We start from the raw sequence: 18,962 nt of genomic DNA, 5'->3' as shown, positions 1-18,962 counted from the left end.
CAGCCGTAGCCGACTGCCGGGTCTATCGTTCGAGCATGACCGATCCAGCCCCGGCGGCCACGCTCCACGAGGTGCCCGCCATGACCGACGCGCCCGCGGCGACACTCGACCGCATCACCGAACGCATCGACGACCTCGCGCGCGTCATCGCCCGGCAGGCCGCCACCATCGAACGACTCGCCGACGCGGCGAAGCTGAAGATCCAGGACGAGCGGGCCGAGGCCGACGCGCCCCTGATCCGCGATCTGTTCGCCCTGCACGGCCTGGCGCAGACCTTCGCCTCCACCTCGAACTCGGAGCCGGATCGGCAGGGCTTCGAGGCCATGAGCCGCCGGGTCGAGCGCATGCTGGCCGAGCGGGGCGGCGAGCTGGTGACACCGTTCCGGGGCACGGCCTTCGATCCGGAGACCATGGAGGCCGCCGAGCTCACCGCCACCGACGATCCGACCGCGGACCGGACCGTGGAGTCGGTCATCCAGCCGGGACTGTCCATAGGGGATCGCTCCATCCGGCCCGCCAAAGTCGTTGTGCGCCGGTATCGCAGGGCCTGAACCGCCCCGATCCGGCATCGCCCGAGAAACTGACGCTTGTTCCGGTATTCACAAGTGCTCGTCCTCGGGCTCGTAACCTGTTCCGCCGCCACCGCGATCGTCACGGGCGCCGCCTCGGGCATGGGGAGGGCGCTCGTGACCCGGCCGCCGCAGCGGGCCCGCGCGTCTACGCCGTCGATCGCGAGGTGACGGGCCAGGACTCGCCCGCCGCGAGCAGCGCCGGGACCTCGCCGCCCTGGTCGCCGACGTGACCGATCACGAGACGCCGGCCGACCTGGTGGAGCGCGCCGTGACCGAGCACCGGCGGCTCGACTTCACGTTCGACCACACCGGCATCGTGGTCGGCCCCGACTTCGCCGAATGACCGACACCGCCTGACGCCAGGTCGTGGACGTCAATTCCGCGCCGCATCATCGGTCTCAATCGGCTCCCGCCCGATGTGATGACCCTGATAATCGAACGCGGAGGCACACATGAGTCAGCACTATCGCAGTATCGATGTCGGCGAACCGATGACGCGATTCGCCCGGGGCTGGCACTGCCTCGGGCTCGCGGAAAGCTTCCGCGACGGAAAACCGCACTCGGTCGACGCCTTCGGCACCAAGCTGGTGATCTGGTCCGACAGCAAGGGCGAACTGCACGCCCTGGACGGCTACTGCCGGCACATGGGCGCGGATCTGTCCTACGGCAGCGTCAAGGACGACAACATCGCCTGTCCCTTCCACGATTGGCGCTGGCGCGGCGACGGCAAATGCGCCGCCATTCCCTACGCGCGCCGCGTTCCGCCCTTGGCGCGCACCAAATCCTGGACCACCTGCGAGGAGAACGGGCAGTTCTTCGTGTGGAACGACCCGGAGGGCAATCCGCCGCCGCCCGAGGTCGCCATTCCGCACATCACGGGCATCGGCACCGGCGAGTGGAGCGACTGGGACTGGAACAGCCTGCTCATCGAGGGCTCGCACTGCCGCGAAATCATCGACAACAACGTCGATATGGCGCACTTCTTCTACATTCACCACGCGTACCCGGTGTACTTCAAGAATGTGTTCGAGGGGCACGTCGCCACGCAGTTCCTGCACTCCAAGGGGCGGCCGGACGTGCACACGACGTCGAACTACTCGCAGGAGATGTCGCTATTGCGTTCGGAGGCTTCATATTTCGGGCCGTCGTACATGATCAACTACCTGCACAACGACTTCGGCGACAATACCGTGGAGGTGGTGCTCATCAACTGCCACTACCCGGTGACGCACAATTCCTTCGTCCTGCAATGGGGTGTGAGCGTGCAGCGCATCAAGGGCCTGCCGCCGGAGAAGTCCGAGAAACTGGCCAAGGCATTCGGCAAGAGCTTCGGCGTCGGCTTCCTGCAGGACGTGGAGATCTGGAAACACAAGACCCGCATCGACAATCCACTGCTCACTCAGGAGGACGGGCCGGTCTATCAGCACCGGCGCTGGTACGAACAGTTCTATGTCGACGTCGCCGATGTGAAACCGGAGATGACCGACCGTTTCGAATACGAGGTCGACACCACCCACGCCAATGAGAACTGGCAGGCGGAGGTCGCCGAGAACCTCGAAAGGCGGGCCGCCGCGCAGGCGAACGGCTCCACCGACTGATTCCGCGACCGCCGGGACGGGTCACGACAGTCGTCCCGGCACCTCCGCCCCGACCCGCGCCCACCGTCCCGACAGCGCCCGCCAGCCGACCGCGACCACACGCAGCAGCATGAAAGCGACCAGGCCGGTCCAGATTCCGCCGATCCCCCAATCGAAGGCCAGCGACAACCAGATCATCGGCAGGAACCCCAGCAGCGCCGACCCCAGCGTGGCATTGCGCAGGAACGCCGCGTCACCCGCGCCCAGCAGCACGCCGTCGAGCGCGAACACCACGCCCGCCACCGGGATCATGGCGACGAAGAACCACCAGACCACGTGCGTGCGATCGAGCACCGACGGATCCTCGGTGAACAGTCGCGGGATCACCGCGTATCCGGCCGCGAAAACGGCCGCCAGCACCACCGCGAACACCGTCGACCAACCGGTGATCCGCCGCGCCAAACCCTGAGCGCCGCGCGCGTTTCCGGCCCCGAGCGCCGCGCCCACCAGGGTCTGCGCCGCGATGGCCAGCGAATCCAGCGTCAGCGCCAGGAAATTCCAGATCTGCAACACCAGCTGATGCGCGGCCACCGAGGCCGCCCCGAACCGCGAGGCCACCGCCGCCGCCGACACGAACGACGCCTGGAACGCCAAGCTCCGCACGATCAGATCCCGGCCCAGCACCAACTGCGCCCTCATGATCGTGAGGTGCGGCGCGAGCGGCGCCTGCGCCCGCCGCAGCGCCCGCACGAACAATCCGCCGGAAACCAACTGCCCCATCAGATTCGCGACCGCCGACCCCGCCAGCTCCATCCGCGGCGCACCCAGCAGCCCATGCACCAGCGTCGGGCACAGGATCGCCGAAATCACCAGCCCCGCCAGCACATAGGCCAGCGGCCGCCGGGTCTGCTGCACCCCGCGCATCCACCCGTTCCCCGCCATCGACAACAGAATCAACGGCACCCCGAACAAGGCGATCCGCACCCAGGACTCCGCCGCCGACGCGATGTCACCCCCACCCGCGATGGCCCGGGTGATCGGCCCCGCGAACACCTGCACCACCAGCACGATCGTCGACCCCACCCCCACCGCGAGCCAACTGGCCTGCGCCCCTTCGATCACCGCCCCCCGCACATCCCCCGCCCCGTGCCGCCGCGCGGCCCGAGCCGTCGTCCCATAGCTCAAGAACGTCAGCTGCGAACTGACCTGCGCCAGAATCAAACCGCCCACCGCCAGTCCGGCCAGCGCCAACGCGCCCAACCGCCCCACAACCGCCATGTCGAACAGCAGATAGACCGGTTCCGCGACCAGCACCCCGAGCGTCGGCACCGCGATCCCCAGAATCCGCCGCGGCCCCGCCCCCGCGGCCTGCGCCCCACGCGCGGCCGCCGAAGACCCGGGTTCCTCCCCTGCCCCGTCGAACACCTCGGTACAGCTCACCCGCCAACCATCTCACACTCGATCGGCGCACCCGCTCGAACGCACGTCTGGCCACCCGCGCACGAACTCCGGAAACCGCCCGCCGGAATCCGGTCGTCGACGCCGCCGGATCAGCCGAGTTCGCGCAGAAGGTCGGCGAGGAGCTCCGGTGCGGTGCCGGTGGTGGAATACCCTGCGGCGTAGCGGTGTCCGCCGCCGCCGAGGGCGATGGCGATCCGGGCGACGTCCAGGCCGGGCGAGCCGTCGGTATCGGCGTGGGAACGCAGCGAGACCGTCCAGTGGTCGGGGTCCGTGCGGGCTTCCTTGAAGACGGCGGCGACCTGGGCTTCGGCGGTGGTGCGAACGATGTCGATGACGGATTCGACCTCTTCGGAGCGGACGGATTCGATGTCCTGGCGGCGGACCACGACGTAGACCAGGCCCGCACCGGCGGCGGCGTCGGGGATCAACTGGGCCGAGGCCAGAACTCGGGACAGCATGGGCAGCCACGCGAAGGGGTGGGTGTCCATGAGGGTGCGGGTGATGGCCGCGCCGTCGATGCCGGTCGCCAGGAGTCGTTCGGCGAGAGTATGGGAACCAGCGCGCGGCCATTTGAAAGAGCCGGTGTCGGTGACCAATCCGGCGTAGAGGCAGTGCGCGATATCGCGGTCGATGGGCTCGGACCACGCGTCGAGGATGCGGGCGATGACGCCCGCGGTGGATTCGGCGGCCTCGTCGACGACATTGACCGCGCCGAAGCGGGTGTTCGAGCTGTGGTGGTCGATCACCAGAGTGGTTGCGGCACCGGCCAATCGGTCACGCAGTGCACCGAGTCGACCGGCGCTGCCGCAGTCCACCGTGACCAGCACATCCACCTCGCGCGGCACCCGATCGGCAGCGACCAGCAGGTCGGTGCCGGGCAGCGAGCGCATGGAGGCCGGCAGCTCGGCCGGTTCGGCGAAGGAGACGACGACCGGAACCCCGCGTCGACGCAGCACCTGCGCCAAGGCCAGCCCGCTGCCGACGGTATCGGCATCGGGCTGGACGTGGCAGAGAATCGTCACCGATTTCGCGGCATCGAGAACCTCGACGGCAGGGGTGACATCGACGGGAGGCACGGCGTGTCAGGCTTCGTCGTCTTCGTCGTCCTCGTCGCTCCTGTACGGGTCCGCGTCGCCGGCGTAGCTCGCGCCGACAGCCACCTGGGCCACGCGCGCGTCACTCGCGCGGGCCTTGGCCAACAGCTCTTCCATCTCGCGAGCCGCGTTCGGCACGGTGTCCAGCGTGAACGCCAGGGTCGGGGTGAACTTCACCCCGGTGCCCGCGCCGACCTTGGAGCGCAGAATGCCGGCGGCCTTCTTCAAACCGGCCGCGGCCTCCGCGTAATCGGGTTCGGCGTCGATGGTTTCGCCCATGACGGTGTAGTAGATGGTCGCCTCGCGTAGGTCGCCGGTCACCTTGGCGTCGGTGATGGTGACGAACCGCAGTCGCGGATCCTTGATCTCGTATTCGATCGCGGTGGCCACGATCGACGAGATGCGCTTCGCGAGTCGGCGTGCTCGGGCCTGATCAGCCATGCCGAGCCCTCCTCACTTCTCCTGGCGGAGGAGCCCTCTGTCTCTCCCCGCGCCTGTCTAGTCTTCGGGTCCGAAGATGCGGCGGCGTACCGCCAGCAACTGTAGCTCCGGACGATTGGCGACGTGCCGTTCACACTTGTCCAGCACCTCGGTCAGGTGATTCATGCCGTAGCTGACCATTGCCACACCGAGCAATGCCCGCCGATACCGGTCATGATCTCCGCCCTCGGTGACACTCACGCCGAACCTCTTCAGGTCCGCGAGGATAGGGCGGATGACAGAGCGCTTCTCTTTCAGTGAATGCACATCACCGAGCAAGATATCGAACTCGAGCGCTCCGAAGAACATCTTTTCAGTCATATGAACGCGCCCCGGGGAATGCGCGCATGGTTACCCGGAAAGGAAAAGGGGCACCACCCCGCCGGACCCGAAGGCCCGGCGGGATCGTGTACTGCCTCCTAGTCGCGCGGCTTCTCCCGCAGCTCGTAGGCCTCGATGATGTCGCCGTCCTTGATGTCGTTGAAGCCGACGGTCAGACCGCATTCGTAGCCCTCGCGGACCTCGGTCACGTCGTCCTTCTCGCGACGCAGCGACTGGATGGTGGTCTCGGCGACCACCATGTTGTCGCGGAGCAGGCGCGCCTTGGCATTCCGCTTGACGATGCCCGAGAGCACCATGCAACCGGCGATATTGCCGAACTTGGAAGAGCGGAAGATCTGGCGGATCTCCGCCCGGCCCAGCTCGTGCTCCTCGTAGATCGGCTTGAGCAGACCCTTGAGGGCCTTCTCGATCTCGTCGATGGCCTGGTAGATGACCGAGTAGTAGCGAATGTCCACGCCTTCGCGGTTCGCCAGCTCGGTCGCCTTGCCCTCGGCCCGGACGTTGAACCCGATGATGATCGCGTTCGACGCCGACGCCAGGTTGACGTTGGTCTCGGTGACGCCACCGACACCGCGGTCGATGACGCGCAGTCGCACCTCGTCGCCGACATCGATACCGAGCAGCGCCTCTTCGAGGGCCTCGACGGTACCGGAGTTGTCGCCCTTGAGGATCAGGTTCAGCTCCGAGGTCTCCTTCAGAGCGGCATCCAGATCTTCCAGGGAGATCCGCTTGCGGCTGCGCGCGGCCAGGGCGTTGCGCTTGCGAGCGTTGCGGCGGTCGGCGATCTGACGCGCGATGCGGTCTTCCTCGACCACGAGCAGGTTGTCACCCGCGCCCGGCACCGAGGTGAAACCGATGACCTGGACGGGCCGCGACGGCAGCGCCGCCTCGACATCGTCGCCGTGCTCGTCGACCATGCGGCGCACACGACCGTAGGCGTCGCCCGCCACGATCGAGTCACCGACGCGCAGCGTGCCGCGCTGGATGAGGACGGTGGCCACCGGGCCGCGACCGCGGTCGAGGTGGGCTTCGATGGCCACACCCTGCGCGTCCATGTCCGGGTTCGCCCGCAGATCCAGGGCAGCGTCCGCGGTCAGGACGACGGCCTCGAGCAGCTGCTCGATGTTCGTGCCCTGCTTGGCGGAGATGTCGACGAACATGGTGTCGCCACCGTATTCCTCGGCCACCAGACCGTATTCGGTCAGCTGCTGGCGGATCTTCTGCGGGTTCGCGCCTTCCTTGTCGATCTTGTTGACCGCCACCACGATCGGCACGTCCGCGGCCTGGGCGTGGTTGATGGCCTCCACCGTCTGCGGCATGACGCCGTCGTCGGCGGCCACGACCAGGATCGCGATGTCGGTCGCCTTCGCACCACGGGCACGCATGGCGGTGAACGCCTCGTGACCGGGGGTGTCGATGAAGGTGATCAGACGCTCGTCGCCATTCACCTCGGCCTCGACCTGGTAGGCGCCGATGTGCTGGGTGATGCCGCCGGCCTCGCCCTCGCGGACGTTGGCCTTGCGGATGGTGTCCAGCAGTCGGGTCTTACCGTGGTCGACGTGGCCCATGACGGTCACCACCGGAGGACGGACCTGCAGGTCGCCCTCATCGCCGGCGTCCTCGCCATAGGTGAGGTCGAAGTTGGCGAGCAACTCGCGGTCCTCGTCCTCCGGAGAGACCACGTTCACGACGTAGTTCATCTCCGAACCCAGCAGCTCGAGGGTCTCCTCGTTCACCGACTGGGTAGCGGTGACCATCTCGCCGAGGTTGAACAACGCCTGCACCAGCGAGGCCGGGTTGGCACCGATCTTCTCGGCGAAGTCCGACAGCGACGCGCCGCGAGCGAGGCGAACGACCTCGCCGTTACCGCGCGGCAGCCGCACGCCACCGGCGATGGGCGCCTGCTGGTTCTCGTACTCGGCGCGCTTGGCCCGCTTCGACTTGCGACCCTTGCGGGGAGCGCCACCCGGACGTCCGAAGGCACCCGCGGCACCGCCGCGACCGCCACCGGAACCGGGACGGCCACCGCCGCCACCACCGGGGCGACCGCGGAAACCACCCGGTGCACCGGCACCGGCACCGGCGCCGGCACCCTGGCCACCACCGGGAGCGCCGCCACCGCGGTAGCCGCCGCCACCGCCGCCGGGACGACCGGCACCCGCACCGCCCGGACCACCCGGACGCGGCGGACGGCCTGCGCCACCCGGACCGGCCGGACGCTGAGCGCGAGCGGGCATGGCACCCGGGTTGGGCCGAGGCGGCATCGAGCCGGGGCTCGGACGCGGGCCACCCGGACGGGGACCGCCACCTTGGCCGGCGGCCGGACGCGGGCCACCCTGACCCGGGCCGGGACGCGGGCCGCCCTGCGGACCGGGACGCGGGCCGCCCTGGGCCGGACCCGGACGGGGAGCGCCCTGCGGACCGGGACGTGGGCCACCCTGGGCCGGACCCGGACGCGGGCCGCCCTGTTGCGGACCGGGACGCGGGCCACCCTGGGCCGGACCCGGACGGGGAGCCGGACGCGGCGCCGGACGCTCCGGAGCCGAGGAGAAGGGGTTGTTACCGACCCGCGGCGGCTTCGGACCCGGCTTGGGTCCGCCCGGACGCGGGGTGCCCTGCTGCGCCGGGGCATTGCCCGCCTGCGCCGGACGCGGGGCCGGAGCACCCGGACGCGGCGCGTTCGGACGCTGGGCCTGCGGAGCCGGAGCCGACGGGGTAGCCGACGCGGAAGCCGCTGCCGGAGCAGCGTTTTCGCGAGCGGCGGGCTTGGGACCGGGGGCCGGGCGAGCCGCCGTAGCCGGAGACGCGGGGGTCTCGGCGCGGGCAGCCGGAGCGACCTGTGCGGCCGGAGCCTGCGGCGCGGGGGCCGGGGCCTGCGGCGTCGGACGCGGACCGGGCCGGGGACCGGACGCACCCGGGGTGGCCGGCTTGGCGGCCGGACGCGCGGCACCGTCACCGCTGGGCTTGGGGGCCGCCGGCTTGGCGGTCCCATTGGACGGGGCGCTCTTGGGTGCGAGCGACTCCCGAAGCCGGCGCGCGACGGGTGCTTCCACCGTCGAGCTCGCCGACTTCACGAACTCGCCCTGCTCCTTGAGCCGCGCGAGTAGTTCTTTGCTCGTGACACCGAGTTCTTTCGCCAACTCGTGCACGCGGGCCTTGCCTGCCACTGCTCTCCTCACTCAGAGGTCGAGCGCGACAGCCCGTTTCACGACGGGACGCCCGCACGACCTCGACTAATTTCGAAGGCCGATCATTTCTGGGACTTCACGGTTTGCTCATGAGTGCTCGTGCCTGTTCTCTACGTAATGCTCCAGGGCTGAGATATCCAGATGTCCGGACACTCGTAGTGCTCTGCCGAATGCTCGGCGCCGAACTGCTTGGCTCAGACAAGCCGAAGAGGGGTGCAACCACGCACCCCTTCCGGGAAGTCTGCGCCGCGGATCCGGAATGACCGCAATGTCCTGCCCACCGGGGGCAGTCCCTTGCGCCACGACCCGCATCAGATCGGCGGCCAGCTCGCGTCTGCGACATCCGATGCAGGTCCGGACGGGTGTTGATCTTGCTGACACCCGCTCGGCGCGCAGAGAAGCCGAAGACTCGCGCTGAGCCTGCGTCCACTCTACCGCTGTCACGTCCCGATCTCCGCATCCGTACCCCTTGGAAGTTACCAACCTGTCATCCCAGGGGTCTGTTTCACAAATCTCGGGACCGGCCGGACCCGATCGATCCGGCACGATCAACCCCGGTGAGCGGCCGCCTCACGCGCGATCGGACCCACCCGCGGCCGCCGCCGGCCGGACACCGCCCTGTACATCGGGGGCCGCATCGGAGCGAATGTCGATCCGCCAGCCGGTGAGCCGGGCCGCCAGTCGGGCGTTCTGGCCCTCCTTGCCGATGGCGAGCGAGAGCTGGAAGTCCGGAACCACCACCCGCGCGGCGCGGGCTTCGGGGTCCACGATCGTTACGGATACAACCTTCGAGGGGGACAGCGCATTCCCGACGAAGGCGGCGGGGTCCTCGGCGTAGTCGATGATGTCGATCTTCTCGCCGGCCAGCTCGCTCATCACATTGCGCACCCGCTGGCCCATCGGGCCGATACAGGCGCCCTTGGCGTTGACGCCGGGGACCGTGGAGCGCACCGCGATCTTGGAGCGGTGCCCGGCCTCGCGGGCCACGGCCACGATCTCCACCGAGCCGTCGGCGATCTCGGGGACCTCCAGCGCGAACAGGCGGCGCACCAGGTTCGGGTGGGTGCGCGAGAGGGTGATCTGCGGGCCGCGCGGGCCGCGGGAGACGCCGACCACGTAGCACTTGATGCGGTCGCCGTGTTCGTAGGTCTCGCCCGGCACCTGCTCGGCGGGCGGGATGACACCTTCGGCGCCATGGGCTTCCGAACCGATGCGGACCACGACGGTGCCGCGGGCGTTCATCCGGGCGTCGCGCTGCACCACACCGCCGACGATGTCGCCCTCGTGGGTGGAGAATTCGCCGAAGGACTTCTCGTTCTCGGCGTCGCGCAGCCGCTGCAGGACGACCTGGCGGGCGGTGGTGGCGGCGATGCGGCCGAAACCTTCGGGGGTGTCGTCCCATTCGGAGATGACGTTCCCGTCGGCGTCGAGTTCGCGGGCCATCACCCGCACGACACCCGTCTTCTGATTGATGTCGATGCGGGCGTTGGGCTGGTGGCCCTCGGTGTGCCGGTAGGCGGTGAGCAAGGCGGACTCGATCGCGGAGATCACCGTCTCCATCGAGATCCCCTTGTCGGCGACAATCGCGCGCAGGGCTTCGATTTCGATGTTCATTCCACGATCCCTTCGGTCAGTGAATCGGACGCTGCTGTGTCGGCTTCGGATCCCTCCTGTGCGCCGGGCTGGGGACGGCCCGGCGCTACTCCCCCTGCGAGCTCCAGTTCGGCCGCGCCGGGTGGATTGAATTCCACCTGGACGACAGCGGATTGGATATCGGCCAGCGGCACCGTCACCCGGTGTGGCTTCCGCTTGCCGCCGAGGACCAGGGCGACGTCGTTGTCGGTGACGACGCCGACGCGGGCCTCGAACGTGGTTCTGCCCTTCTCTTCCGGTGATTCGGCGCCGGAGCGCAGGACGATCTGCACCTTGCGTCCCTGGGCGCGCCGCCAGTGGCGCGGGGAGGTGAGAGGCCGGTCGATGCCGGGGGTGGTGATCTCGAGCAGGTAGGCGGTCTCGCCGAAGTCACCGGCGTCGTCGAGGGCTTGCGAGATCTCCGAGCTGAGTTCCGCGACCGCGTCCAGGTCGGGAGATCCATCACTGTCGACGGTGACCTTGACCTTGGCCTGCGCTGTACCGGCAGCCGAAATCGCGACGCCTTCGAGGTCGAATCCTCGGCGTTCGACGAGCCCAGCAACTAGCTGGCTCACCCTTTCCTCGGTCGGCATCGGCATGTGGGGCGGCTCCTGGTTCAGTTGTCACGGGTTGAGTTGTCGGTATCGATACTGGTCGGGCACGGTCGGCAGGCCTGTCTCCGCCCTGGCGAGGGCGGATTCGGCGAAATACCGTGCCGAAGATCTAGCGTAACGCGCGGAAAGAGTGTAAAGGACCAGCCAACTCGCTCGAGTTCGGCATGGTCGGCGCAGCGGTGCTGTCGGCATATCCAGCAGCGACGCGCCCATGACGGTTTCCCGTCGTTCCAGATCACAGCCTATCCGACGACCCTCGTGCAGCAAGCTGCCCGCGACGGCTGGCACCATGTATGCCGTGCCCAGCAGTCAGAGCGGCCTTCCGGCCGGTGTCGTCGGTCTCACGGTCCAGCCGGACCGGACCGGGTCGTCCCCCACCCCGCCTTCCCTCCCCGCCGTGAACCGCCGCTCCGCGCTGCGGCTTGCCGGCGGCGGCGCGCTGGCGATGGCGGCGGTGGGCGCGCTGGCCGCCTGCACGAAGGACGAGACTCCCGCCACGCCGGATCCGCTGATCACGCAAGAGACCGCGGCGCGCACGGATGCGGCCGCCGCCACCGCGGCGATCGCGACCAGCCCGGACAAGGCCGGGGCTCTGCAGACCGTCGCCACCCAGCGCACCGCGCACGCCGATGCGCTGCGCACCGAAATCGACCGCGCCACAGGTGTTTACGGCGACGGCACTACCCCCAGCCGCCGCATCCCGCCGGTCACGCCGGTCGCGCCGGTGCCGCCACCGACAGTGGCCGCCCTGCGTACCCAGCTCCAGCAGTCCCAGCGCTCGGCCGCCGACCTGTGCGTCCAGCTCACCGGCTACCGCGCCGGCCTGCTCTCCTCTATCAGCGCATGCTGCGCGACCCACTCGGGGGTTCTGCTCGGATGACCACGACGGATCAGCAGGCGCTCATCGATGCGTTGAGCGCCGAGTACGCCGCTGTCTACGCCTACGGCGTGATCGCCGCCTACGCCAACCACGATCGCGACAGTCTGGTGGCCGAATACACCGCCGCGCACCGCGCGCGCCGCGACGCCACCATCGACGCGCTGAAGGCTTCCGGCGCAACGGTTCCCGAGCCCGCCGCCGCCTACACCTCGCCGATACCGGTGAACGACCCGATCCCGGCGGCGAAGCTGGCGGTCACCGTCGAGTCCGACACCGCGGCAGCGTGGCGCTCGGTGGTCGAGCAGGCCGACACAACGGACGTGCGGCGCACCGGCATCGAGGCCCTCACCGAATGCGCTGTGCGCCTTGCCACCTGGCAGTCCATCCTCGGGACCAACCCCGCGACGGCAGCGTTCCCGGGCAAGCCCTGACCCACAGCAATCCTGCGCCCCGTCGGGACCGAATCCCCTTCAGCTGAAGACGTCCAGCTGGAGGGGACCCATGACAGGCAGTTGCGCAGGCGTCGAACCACACGATGGTCTCGGTAACATGGCCGATATGCCGACCTCGGATGTCGATCGTCCGAACCTCCCCGAGTTCATGACCTGGGAGAAACTCGAGGAGTTGCCGGACGAGATCGCCGGGGAAATCGAACTGTGGGAAGGCCGGGTTGTATGGATGCGCCGCGGCCCCGCGGACCGTCAGGACTGCTCGGTGGAGTTTCGCAACGCTCTGCGTCGGTGCGCACGTGAGGAGATGTCGAGGCGACCCGAACACTGTTGGCGCGTTTCCGTCGAATGCGACGTCTTCTTCGGCGCGACCGGAAAGTCCGACTTCGTTACACCGGACTTTCTCGTCTACCGCTGCCTGGAGCAGCGCCACCAGGATATACGCGCCGCGAACGTGCTCATCGCCGGCGAGGTGATATCGCCCTCGAATACCCCGCATGTCATCGAGGCGAAGAAGGCCCGCTACGCGAGTGCGGGGATCCCTTGGTACTGGGAGGTTTCCCTCGTACAGGACCCAGGCGGCATCGAGAGCGTTCGCGCCTATGCTCTCGAGTTGAGTCACGGCCAACTGCCGCCCGGGGTGGCCCCACTCCATCCCTCGAACTACATCCTGGTGTGCGAGTGGGAGCCCAATACGTCGACCGGAATCATTTCCGACCATCCCTTCCCCATCCGCATCCCTTGGGCCGAACTCGAATTCTGATCGGGATGAATTGCGCCCCGCGCAGGTCGCGGACCAGTTGGACCGATTTCAGGCAGAGGTCGCGATGGTCGGAGTGGCATCGATTCCGGTGGTGAAGGCCGCTTCGGCGCGGTCGAGCCGGTCGAGCAGGGCGAGGCGGTGACCGGATGGCCGCATCGCAGCCCAGCCCGGAGAAGGGTTGCGGTCACCGAGAATTCGCCCGGGCGTACTTGACGTTTCCGTTCTCGATCATGACTGGGCACCCTGGGTGATTAGGGTCCAAGCGGCGCGGCTTCTCGTAATTTCCTGCCGTGCAGACCATTTCGGTGTGAGGTCGAGGGAGATGTTGTGGCGGTGGATGCTGCGAGGGAAGAGAAGGCACTGCGGGAGGTGACGAATCGCCTGGTCGAGGACTATGGCGAGGCGCATCCGGCGGAGCGGGTCGAGGCCGTGGTCGGGGCGGTGCGCAAGCGGTTCGAGGGGCATTCGGTGCGGGAGTTCGTACCGATTCTCGTCGAGCGGATTGCGCGACGGGAGTTGGATCCGACGCGGGCCAAAAACCCTGCCGCGGAAGTGGATTTGACGAAGTCCACGGCGGCCCGTGAAGCGGGTGAGGAGAATTCGCGGGAGGGAGACCAGGCGGACGCTTCGAGCGTGTTCGCCGCTGTCGCCGGGCGATTCATTCCAGCGCGGCTGGTCGAGAACAAGCGGGCACTCGGGGTGGTCACGGCGGGAATCGTGGCCGTGCTGGCGGTGGCGGCGATCATGGCTGTGCGGCAACCTGATTCGCCGTCGACCGCGACGGCAGCGGCTGCGCTGACCACTGTGCACGGTGTCGTCGGCTCGGAGAAGTCGGCGTTCTTCGACGATCCGAAGGTGGCCGACGCGCTGGCCAAGCACGGGTTCAAGGTGGAGGTGGAGCCCGCGGGGTCGCGGCAGATCGCCACCTCGGTGGATCTGGGCAAGTATGATTTCGCGTTTCCGTCCAGTTCGGCCGCCGCGGAGCGGATTCAGCGGCAGAGCAAGGTGAGCGGCAAGTATGTGCCGTTCTCCTCCCCCATGGCCATTGCCACGTTCAAGCCGATCGCCGACCTGCTGACCCAGGCCGGAATCGTGCAGCCCGGCGCGACGACGACTTTCGATGTCGGGAAGTACCTCGGGCTGGCCGAGAAGGGCGTGCAATGGACCCAGTTGCAGGGCAATTCGACCTATTCGGTGCCCAAGAACGTGCTGGTCTCCACGACCGATCCGCGCACCTCCAATTCGGCGGCCATGTATCTGGCGGTGACCGCCTACGTCGCCAATGACAACACCATCGTGCGCGGCGCCAAGGCGGAAGACTATGCGGTGTCCCGCGTTTCGCGCCTGTTCACCCGGCAGGGCTACACCGAGTCCAGCAGCGACGGCCCCTTCAAGGACTACCTGTCCAATGGCATGGGCACGGTCCCGATGGCCTGGATCTACGAAGCCCAGTATGTCGACGCGGCCGTGCACAACCAGCTCAAGCCGGACATGGTCCTGATGTATCCCACGCCGACCGTCATGTCCCAGCACACGGTGGTCCCGCTCAACGACAAGGGCGATCAGATCGGCAAGCTCCTGACCACCGATCCCGATCTGCAGCGCCTGGCCGCCGAACACGGCTTCCGCCCCACCGACGTCGGCCTGTTCACGAATGTCACCGCGGCGCACCAGGTCCCGGTCGACGCGAACCTCGTCAACCAGGTGAGCCCGCCCGATTACGACACCCTCGAGCATCTCCTCGACGGCGTCGCCAAGTCCTACAACTGACTCGACGCCGCGGATCGGGCCGGGCATCACTCGATGCCCGGCCCGATCCGCGTTCGAAGCCACCGACTCATGTGCGGCCGGCATGGTGCCCGGGGCCGGAAGCACCCTGCTTTCACCCGGACTCCGCGACCAATGATCACATTGACGCGGAGCGGATTCCGATTGTGTTGCTTCCGACGGCGAGCAGTCGCGCGCGGCTGTCGGAGGCCTGCTGCAAGTGAGGTGTCAAAGCGATCTGGTTGGCGATGTGTATGGTCGCCTGCACTCTGATGCGGGCGGACGTGGCATCGAGTCGCGGACGCAGACTGCGCAGCAGATGGACCCATTCATTGATGTAGTCGCGTTGCATCACGCGGATGCGGTGGCGGGTGTCTTCGGGTAGCTCCACCACCTCGGTCAGCAGGAGGTGGGCGAAGGCGGGCCAGTCCAGGGCGAAATCGATGTATCCGCCGAGCAGTTGGCGCAATGCGTCCTCATGACCGGTGGCCTCGGCGAGGGCTCGGTTCATATCGAGTCGCAGCCATTCGTTGCCGCGGACGAACGCTGCTTCGAGGATCTCGATCTTGCCGGTGAAGTGGTTGTACACACTGGGGCCGGCGATTCCGACGGCTCGGCCGATATCCTCGATCGAGACATTGGAGAAGCCCTCCCGTGCGAACAGCTCACTCGAGGTGGTGAGGATCGCACTGCGGCGCGAAGTCTCGGTCAGACGCGGCGGCTTCGAGGGCGGGACCGCGCCGGTCGTGTCGCTGAATTCGGTTGCCGTGACGGCGGAGACGAGATCAGCGATGAGGCGGGCCAGCCGCTCGTCGGGCATCTGCACGGACTGATACGAGATGCTCGTCATGACGGCGAGCACACAGGTGGCCAGGAAATCGGCCTGGTCGGGTGTCGCATGCCGGTGTTCGATGCGAATCAGGTCGGCGATCCGTCCGCGGACCGTCCGTACCACATCGCCGACCTCGCTTTGCGAATTGAGGGAGAGGTAGCGCGATTCGCGCTGGAGGATCACTCCGACGGTGCGGTGCGCGACGGCGGCGTGCCCCACGGTGGTGGCCAGGTCGTCGGCGGCGGTCGAGTTGAGTTGTTCGCGGACGGCCTGGCTGGCCTCCACGACAACGGCGGCGAGCAGGTCCTGTTTGCTGCGAAAATGACGGTACAGGGCGGACGGCCGGATCGCCACGGCGTCGGCGATGGCGTTCATGCTGGTCGCGGCGTAGCCGTCACGATAGAAAAGCTCGCCGGCGGCGGCGATGATCAGCGCCCGGCGGTTGCGTGGGCGGGTCCCTTTGGCTGGAGCCGTTCCGCTGGTGGTCATCTCTTCGAGCCTCTCCGGGTGGGGCTCCGGTGCTGTTCGGACTCTGGGCTCACTCGATCAGATTCTGCCAGCCCTCCCGGCCGGTGGATGCCGGGAGGGCCGCCGGGGACGACGAAGGCTTCAGAGCGAGCGTGCGATGAGCTCGCGCATGACCTCGTTCGCGCCGGCGTAGATCTTCTGGACTCGGGCGTCGGCGTACATGCGCGCGATGGGGTATTCGAGCATGTACCCGTATCCGCCGAACAATTGGACGCATCGGTCGATCACTTCGCATTGCACGTCCGTGGAATGCGCCTTGGCCATGGACGCCGTGGCCGCGTCGAGCTCACCTCTCAGATGGCGCGCGATGCAGTCGTCGACGAACACCCGGGCGGTGCGCACCAGGATCGCGCATTGCGCGAGTTCGAAGCGGGTGTTTTGCATTTCGAACAGTGGGGTGCCGAATGCTCTGCGCTGCTTGGAATATCGCACGGTTTCGGCGAGCGCCGCCTCGGCGACGGCGACGGCGCCATCGGAGATGATGAGGCGTTCGTGTGGGAGCTGCCGCATGGCGTAGTAGAAGCCCTTGCCCTCTTCACCGAGCAGGTTCGCCGCGGGCACGCGCAGGTCGTCGAAGAACAATTCGGCGGTGTCCTGCGATTTCAAGCCCACCTTGTCCAAGACCCGGCCGACGCGGAATCCTTCGGCCCCGGCGGTCTCGACCACCAGAAGCGAGATGCCTTTGGTGCCGGCCGACGGGTCGGTCCGCACGACGAGTATCACCAGATCGGCTTGCATTCCGTTGGTGATGAAGGTTTTCGAACCGTTCACCACATAGTGGTCGCCGTCGCGGATCGCGGTGGTGCGCAGCGCTTTCAGGTCTGAACCGCCACCGGGCTCGGTCATGGCGATGGCGCCGATGTATTCGCCGGACGCCATTTTCGGCAGCCACGTCCGCTTCTGTTCCTCGGTGCCGTAGGCGAGCAGATAGTGCGCGACCAAGCCGCTGTGAACCGCGTTGCCCAATCCGAATCCGGTCTCGGTGAGCTGCAGTGATGCCTGAAATATGGCGAGGTCGTGCACGTGGCTGCCGCCTCCGCCGCCGTATTCGGCCGGGATCGACGCGCACAGCAGGCCGAGTTCGCCCGCCGTGCGCCAGAATTCGCGGTCGACATGCTTCTGCTCGTTCCAGCGTTCGCGGTGAGGCAGTGCTTCGGTTTCGATGAACTTGGTCGCCATCTCCTTCAGGGCGACGACGTCGTCGTCCATCCACGGGGACCGGTACGTGCCATTCATGTGTCGCTCCTGGAAGTTGAAGCCGCCGCTGCAGACTCGCCGGCATAGGCTGTCGAGTAACAGGCGAATTCCTTTTCGCCATGCAGGATCCGCCGCAGATCCACGCCGACGGCGGTGATCCAGGCACAGGGATCAGTGTGTTCGAGCTCGACCGGCGGAACCGGCAGCGGTCGATATCCCGCTTCGGCGGCAGCGGACTCATCGGTGAAGATGGGGTTGGTCTCGCCGATCGTCTTGACGAAGAACGTCGATCGGCCCGGGTCCAGCGTCATGGTCGCCATCGGATGGACAATGCCGATCGCATTCGGATTCACGGCCACATTCAGCTGACCTTCTCGTACAGGGTCACCACAGCCGCGCCGCCGAGTCCGATGTTGTGCTGCAGGGCGATTCGCGCACCGTCGACCTGCCGCGCATCGGCTTGCCCGCGCAACTGCCAGACCAGCTCCGTGCACTGTGCGAGACCGGTCGCGCCCAGTGGGTGCCCCTTGGACAGCAGTCCCCCGGAAGGGTTGGTGACCACGCGTCCGCCGTAGGTGTTGTCACCGTCGGCGATGAACTTCTCGGCGGTGCCCTCCGGTGTGAGCCCCAGCGACTCGTAGCTGAGCAGTTCGTTGGTGGTGAAACAGTCGTGCAGTTCCACGACCGGAATGTCGCGCGGATCGACGCCGGACGTCTCGTACACCTGCCGCGCGGCGGCCCTCGACATGTCGTAGCCGACGATCGCCGCCATGGAATCACTGTCGAAGGTGGATGCCGAATCGGTGGTCATCGCCTGGGCTCGGATGACCACGTCGGCGCGCAGACCGTGGGTGCGCGCGTATTCCTCGCTGACCAGAACGGCCGCGGCCGCACCGCAGGTCGGCGGGCAGCACTGCAGCCGGGTGAGCGGGCCGTAGATCTGGGGCGAGGAGCGCACGTCGTCCACGGTGACCGCGTCGCGGAAAACCGCGTAGGGATTGTTCGCGGCATGCCGGCGCGCCTTCACCGCGATGCGCGCGAAGACGGCGGGGTCCATCCCGTACTTGTCGGCGTATTCACGTCCGGCGCCGCCGAAGAACTGCGCGGCGAAAGGGGCTTCGCTCTCACCCTGCAGACGGTTCACCACCGTGGAGAACGAGTCGAACGGGGACGGGCGGTCGGTGAAGGCCATGGCCAGCGCGCCCCGCTGCATCTGTTCGAACCCCAGTGCCATGACGACGTCGGCGATGCCCTGCTCGATCGCCTGCCGGGCCAGGAACAACGCCGACGACCCGGTCGAGCAGTTGTTGTTGACGTTCACCACGGGGATGCCTGTGGGGCCGACGCGATACAGCGTCGCCTGACCGGCGGTGGAGTCACCGTAGACGTACCCGGCGTAGGCCTGCTGGACGGCGGAGTAGTCGATGCCGGCGTCCGTCAGCGCGGCCCTGGCCGCGAGCTCGCCCATGACGTCATAGGTCTGAGTACGGCTGGGTGTGGTGAACGGAATCATGCCCACGCCCGCGACGACAACGCGGTGCTTCATGAGTTCTCCCAATCACAGAAAACTAATACGAATTCACTTA

The 18,962-nt window shown here is 67.7% G+C and carries 18 protein-coding genes; 6 read left to right on the top strand and 12 right to left on the bottom strand.

Going from position 1 to position 18,962, the window contains the following annotated elements; genetic code table 11:
• Positions 1–35: 35 nt before the first annotated feature.
• Positions 36–551, top strand: coding sequence for a nucleotide exchange factor GrpE (grpE, locus tag GLP40_RS11565; protein WP_230329483.1), 516 nt, complete (start codon positions 36–38; stop codon positions 549–551).
• 473 nt (positions 552–1,024) lie between these two features.
• Positions 1,025–2,170 (top strand): Rieske 2Fe-2S domain-containing protein, encoded by a 1,146-nt coding sequence (locus GLP40_RS11560; protein ID WP_154787889.1) that lies wholly within the window; start codon positions 1,025–1,027, stop codon positions 2,168–2,170.
• Positions 2,171–2,191: 21 nt separating this feature from the next.
• On the opposite strand, the gene GLP40_RS11555 is transcribed toward GLP40_RS11560, so the two are convergent.
• The 8 genes from GLP40_RS11555 to rimP form a co-directional block, all read right to left on the bottom strand.
• The gene (locus GLP40_RS11555; RefSeq protein ID WP_328290099.1) at positions 2,192–3,493 is read right to left on the bottom strand and encodes an MATE family efflux transporter; all 1,302 of its coding nucleotides are present in this window, start codon (positions 3,491–3,493) and stop codon (positions 2,192–2,194) included.
• 206 nt (positions 3,494–3,699) lie between these two features.
• On the bottom strand, positions 3,700–4,686 hold the full coding sequence (locus GLP40_RS11550; RefSeq protein WP_328290020.1) for a DHH family phosphoesterase: 987 nt from the start codon (positions 4,684–4,686) through the stop codon (positions 3,700–3,702).
• Between the two features lie 6 nt (positions 4,687–4,692).
• Entirely contained in the window at positions 4,693–5,145 is a 453-nt protein-coding gene (gene rbfA, locus GLP40_RS11545) for a 30S ribosome-binding factor RbfA (protein WP_154787888.1), read from the bottom strand.
• A 57-nt stretch (positions 5,146–5,202) separates the two neighbouring features.
• Positions 5,203–5,493 carry a DUF503 domain-containing protein gene (locus tag GLP40_RS11540; protein WP_154788195.1) on the bottom strand — a complete coding sequence of 97 codons (291 nt, stop codon included), beginning with the start codon at positions 5,491–5,493 and terminating at the stop codon, positions 5,203–5,205.
• A 110-nt stretch (positions 5,494–5,603) separates the two neighbouring features.
• A complete protein-coding gene (infB, locus tag GLP40_RS11535) occupies positions 5,604–8,693 on the bottom strand; it encodes a translation initiation factor IF-2 (RefSeq protein ID WP_328290019.1) in 3,090 nt (1,029 codons plus the stop codon).
• 108 nt (positions 8,694–8,801) lie between these two features.
• Complete coding sequence (locus GLP40_RS11530; RefSeq protein WP_230329519.1) at positions 8,802–9,110, bottom strand: YlxR family protein; 309 nt, start codon at positions 9,108–9,110, stop codon at positions 8,802–8,804.
• Positions 9,111–9,284: 174 nt separating this feature from the next.
• Complete coding sequence (gene nusA, locus GLP40_RS11525) at positions 9,285–10,328, bottom strand: transcription termination factor NusA (protein ID WP_154787886.1); 1,044 nt, start codon at positions 10,326–10,328, stop codon at positions 9,285–9,287.
• Positions 10,325–10,945 (bottom strand): ribosome maturation factor RimP, encoded by a 621-nt coding sequence (rimP, locus tag GLP40_RS11520; protein ID WP_154787885.1) that lies wholly within the window; start codon positions 10,943–10,945, stop codon positions 10,325–10,327. Before rimP ends, nusA begins: the two co-directional genes overlap by 4 nt.
• 313 nt (positions 10,946–11,258) lie before the next feature.
• On the opposite strand from rimP, the gene GLP40_RS11515 reads away from it, so the two are divergent.
• The 4 genes from GLP40_RS11515 (at position 11,259) to GLP40_RS11500 (ending at position 14,822) form a co-directional block, all read left to right on the top strand.
• Positions 11,259–11,840: a hypothetical protein gene (locus GLP40_RS11515; protein ID WP_328290018.1), complete on the top strand. Its 582-nt coding sequence runs from the start codon at positions 11,259–11,261 to the stop codon at positions 11,838–11,840.
• Complete coding sequence (locus GLP40_RS11510; protein WP_154787884.1) at positions 11,837–12,271, top strand: ferritin-like domain-containing protein; 435 nt, start codon at positions 11,837–11,839, stop codon at positions 12,269–12,271. The genes GLP40_RS11515 and GLP40_RS11510 overlap by 4 nt, the downstream gene beginning before the upstream one ends.
• A gap of 127 nt (positions 12,272–12,398) precedes the next feature.
• A complete protein-coding gene (locus GLP40_RS11505; protein WP_230329482.1) occupies positions 12,399–13,052 on the top strand; it encodes a Uma2 family endonuclease in 654 nt (217 codons plus the stop codon).
• Between the two features lie 327 nt (positions 13,053–13,379).
• Positions 13,380–14,822 carry a three-helix bundle dimerization domain-containing protein gene (locus GLP40_RS11500; RefSeq protein WP_328290017.1) on the top strand — a complete coding sequence of 481 codons (1,443 nt, stop codon included), beginning with the start codon at positions 13,380–13,382 and terminating at the stop codon, positions 14,820–14,822.
• A gap of 136 nt (positions 14,823–14,958) precedes the next feature.
• Here the strand turns inward: GLP40_RS11500 and GLP40_RS11495 are convergent, their stop codons facing one another.
• From GLP40_RS11495 to GLP40_RS11480, 4 genes are all read right to left on the bottom strand, one after another.
• Positions 14,959–16,140: a TetR/AcrR family transcriptional regulator gene (locus GLP40_RS11495; RefSeq protein WP_154787883.1), complete on the bottom strand. Its 1,182-nt coding sequence runs from the start codon at positions 16,138–16,140 to the stop codon at positions 14,959–14,961.
• Between the two features lie 120 nt (positions 16,141–16,260).
• Complete coding sequence (locus GLP40_RS11490) at positions 16,261–17,415, bottom strand: acyl-CoA dehydrogenase family protein (protein ID WP_230329481.1); 1,155 nt, start codon at positions 17,413–17,415, stop codon at positions 16,261–16,263.
• Complete coding sequence (locus tag GLP40_RS11485) at positions 17,412–17,735, bottom strand: FAS1-like dehydratase domain-containing protein (protein WP_154787882.1); 324 nt, start codon at positions 17,733–17,735, stop codon at positions 17,412–17,414. Before GLP40_RS11485 ends, GLP40_RS11490 begins: the two co-directional genes overlap by 4 nt.
• A 2-nt stretch (positions 17,736–17,737) precedes the next feature.
• Complete coding sequence (locus GLP40_RS11480; protein WP_154787881.1) at positions 17,738–18,922, bottom strand: lipid-transfer protein; 1,185 nt, start codon at positions 18,920–18,922, stop codon at positions 17,738–17,740.
• Positions 18,923–18,962: the final 40 nt, after the last annotated feature.

The sequence above is a fragment of the Nocardia aurantiaca genome, assembly GCF_009708175.1.
Lineage (GTDB): Bacteria > Actinomycetota > Actinomycetes > Mycobacteriales > Mycobacteriaceae > Nocardia > Nocardia aurantiaca.
Note: the sequence above shows the minus strand (reverse complement) of the source record. Positions and strands in the feature narration are given on the sequence as shown.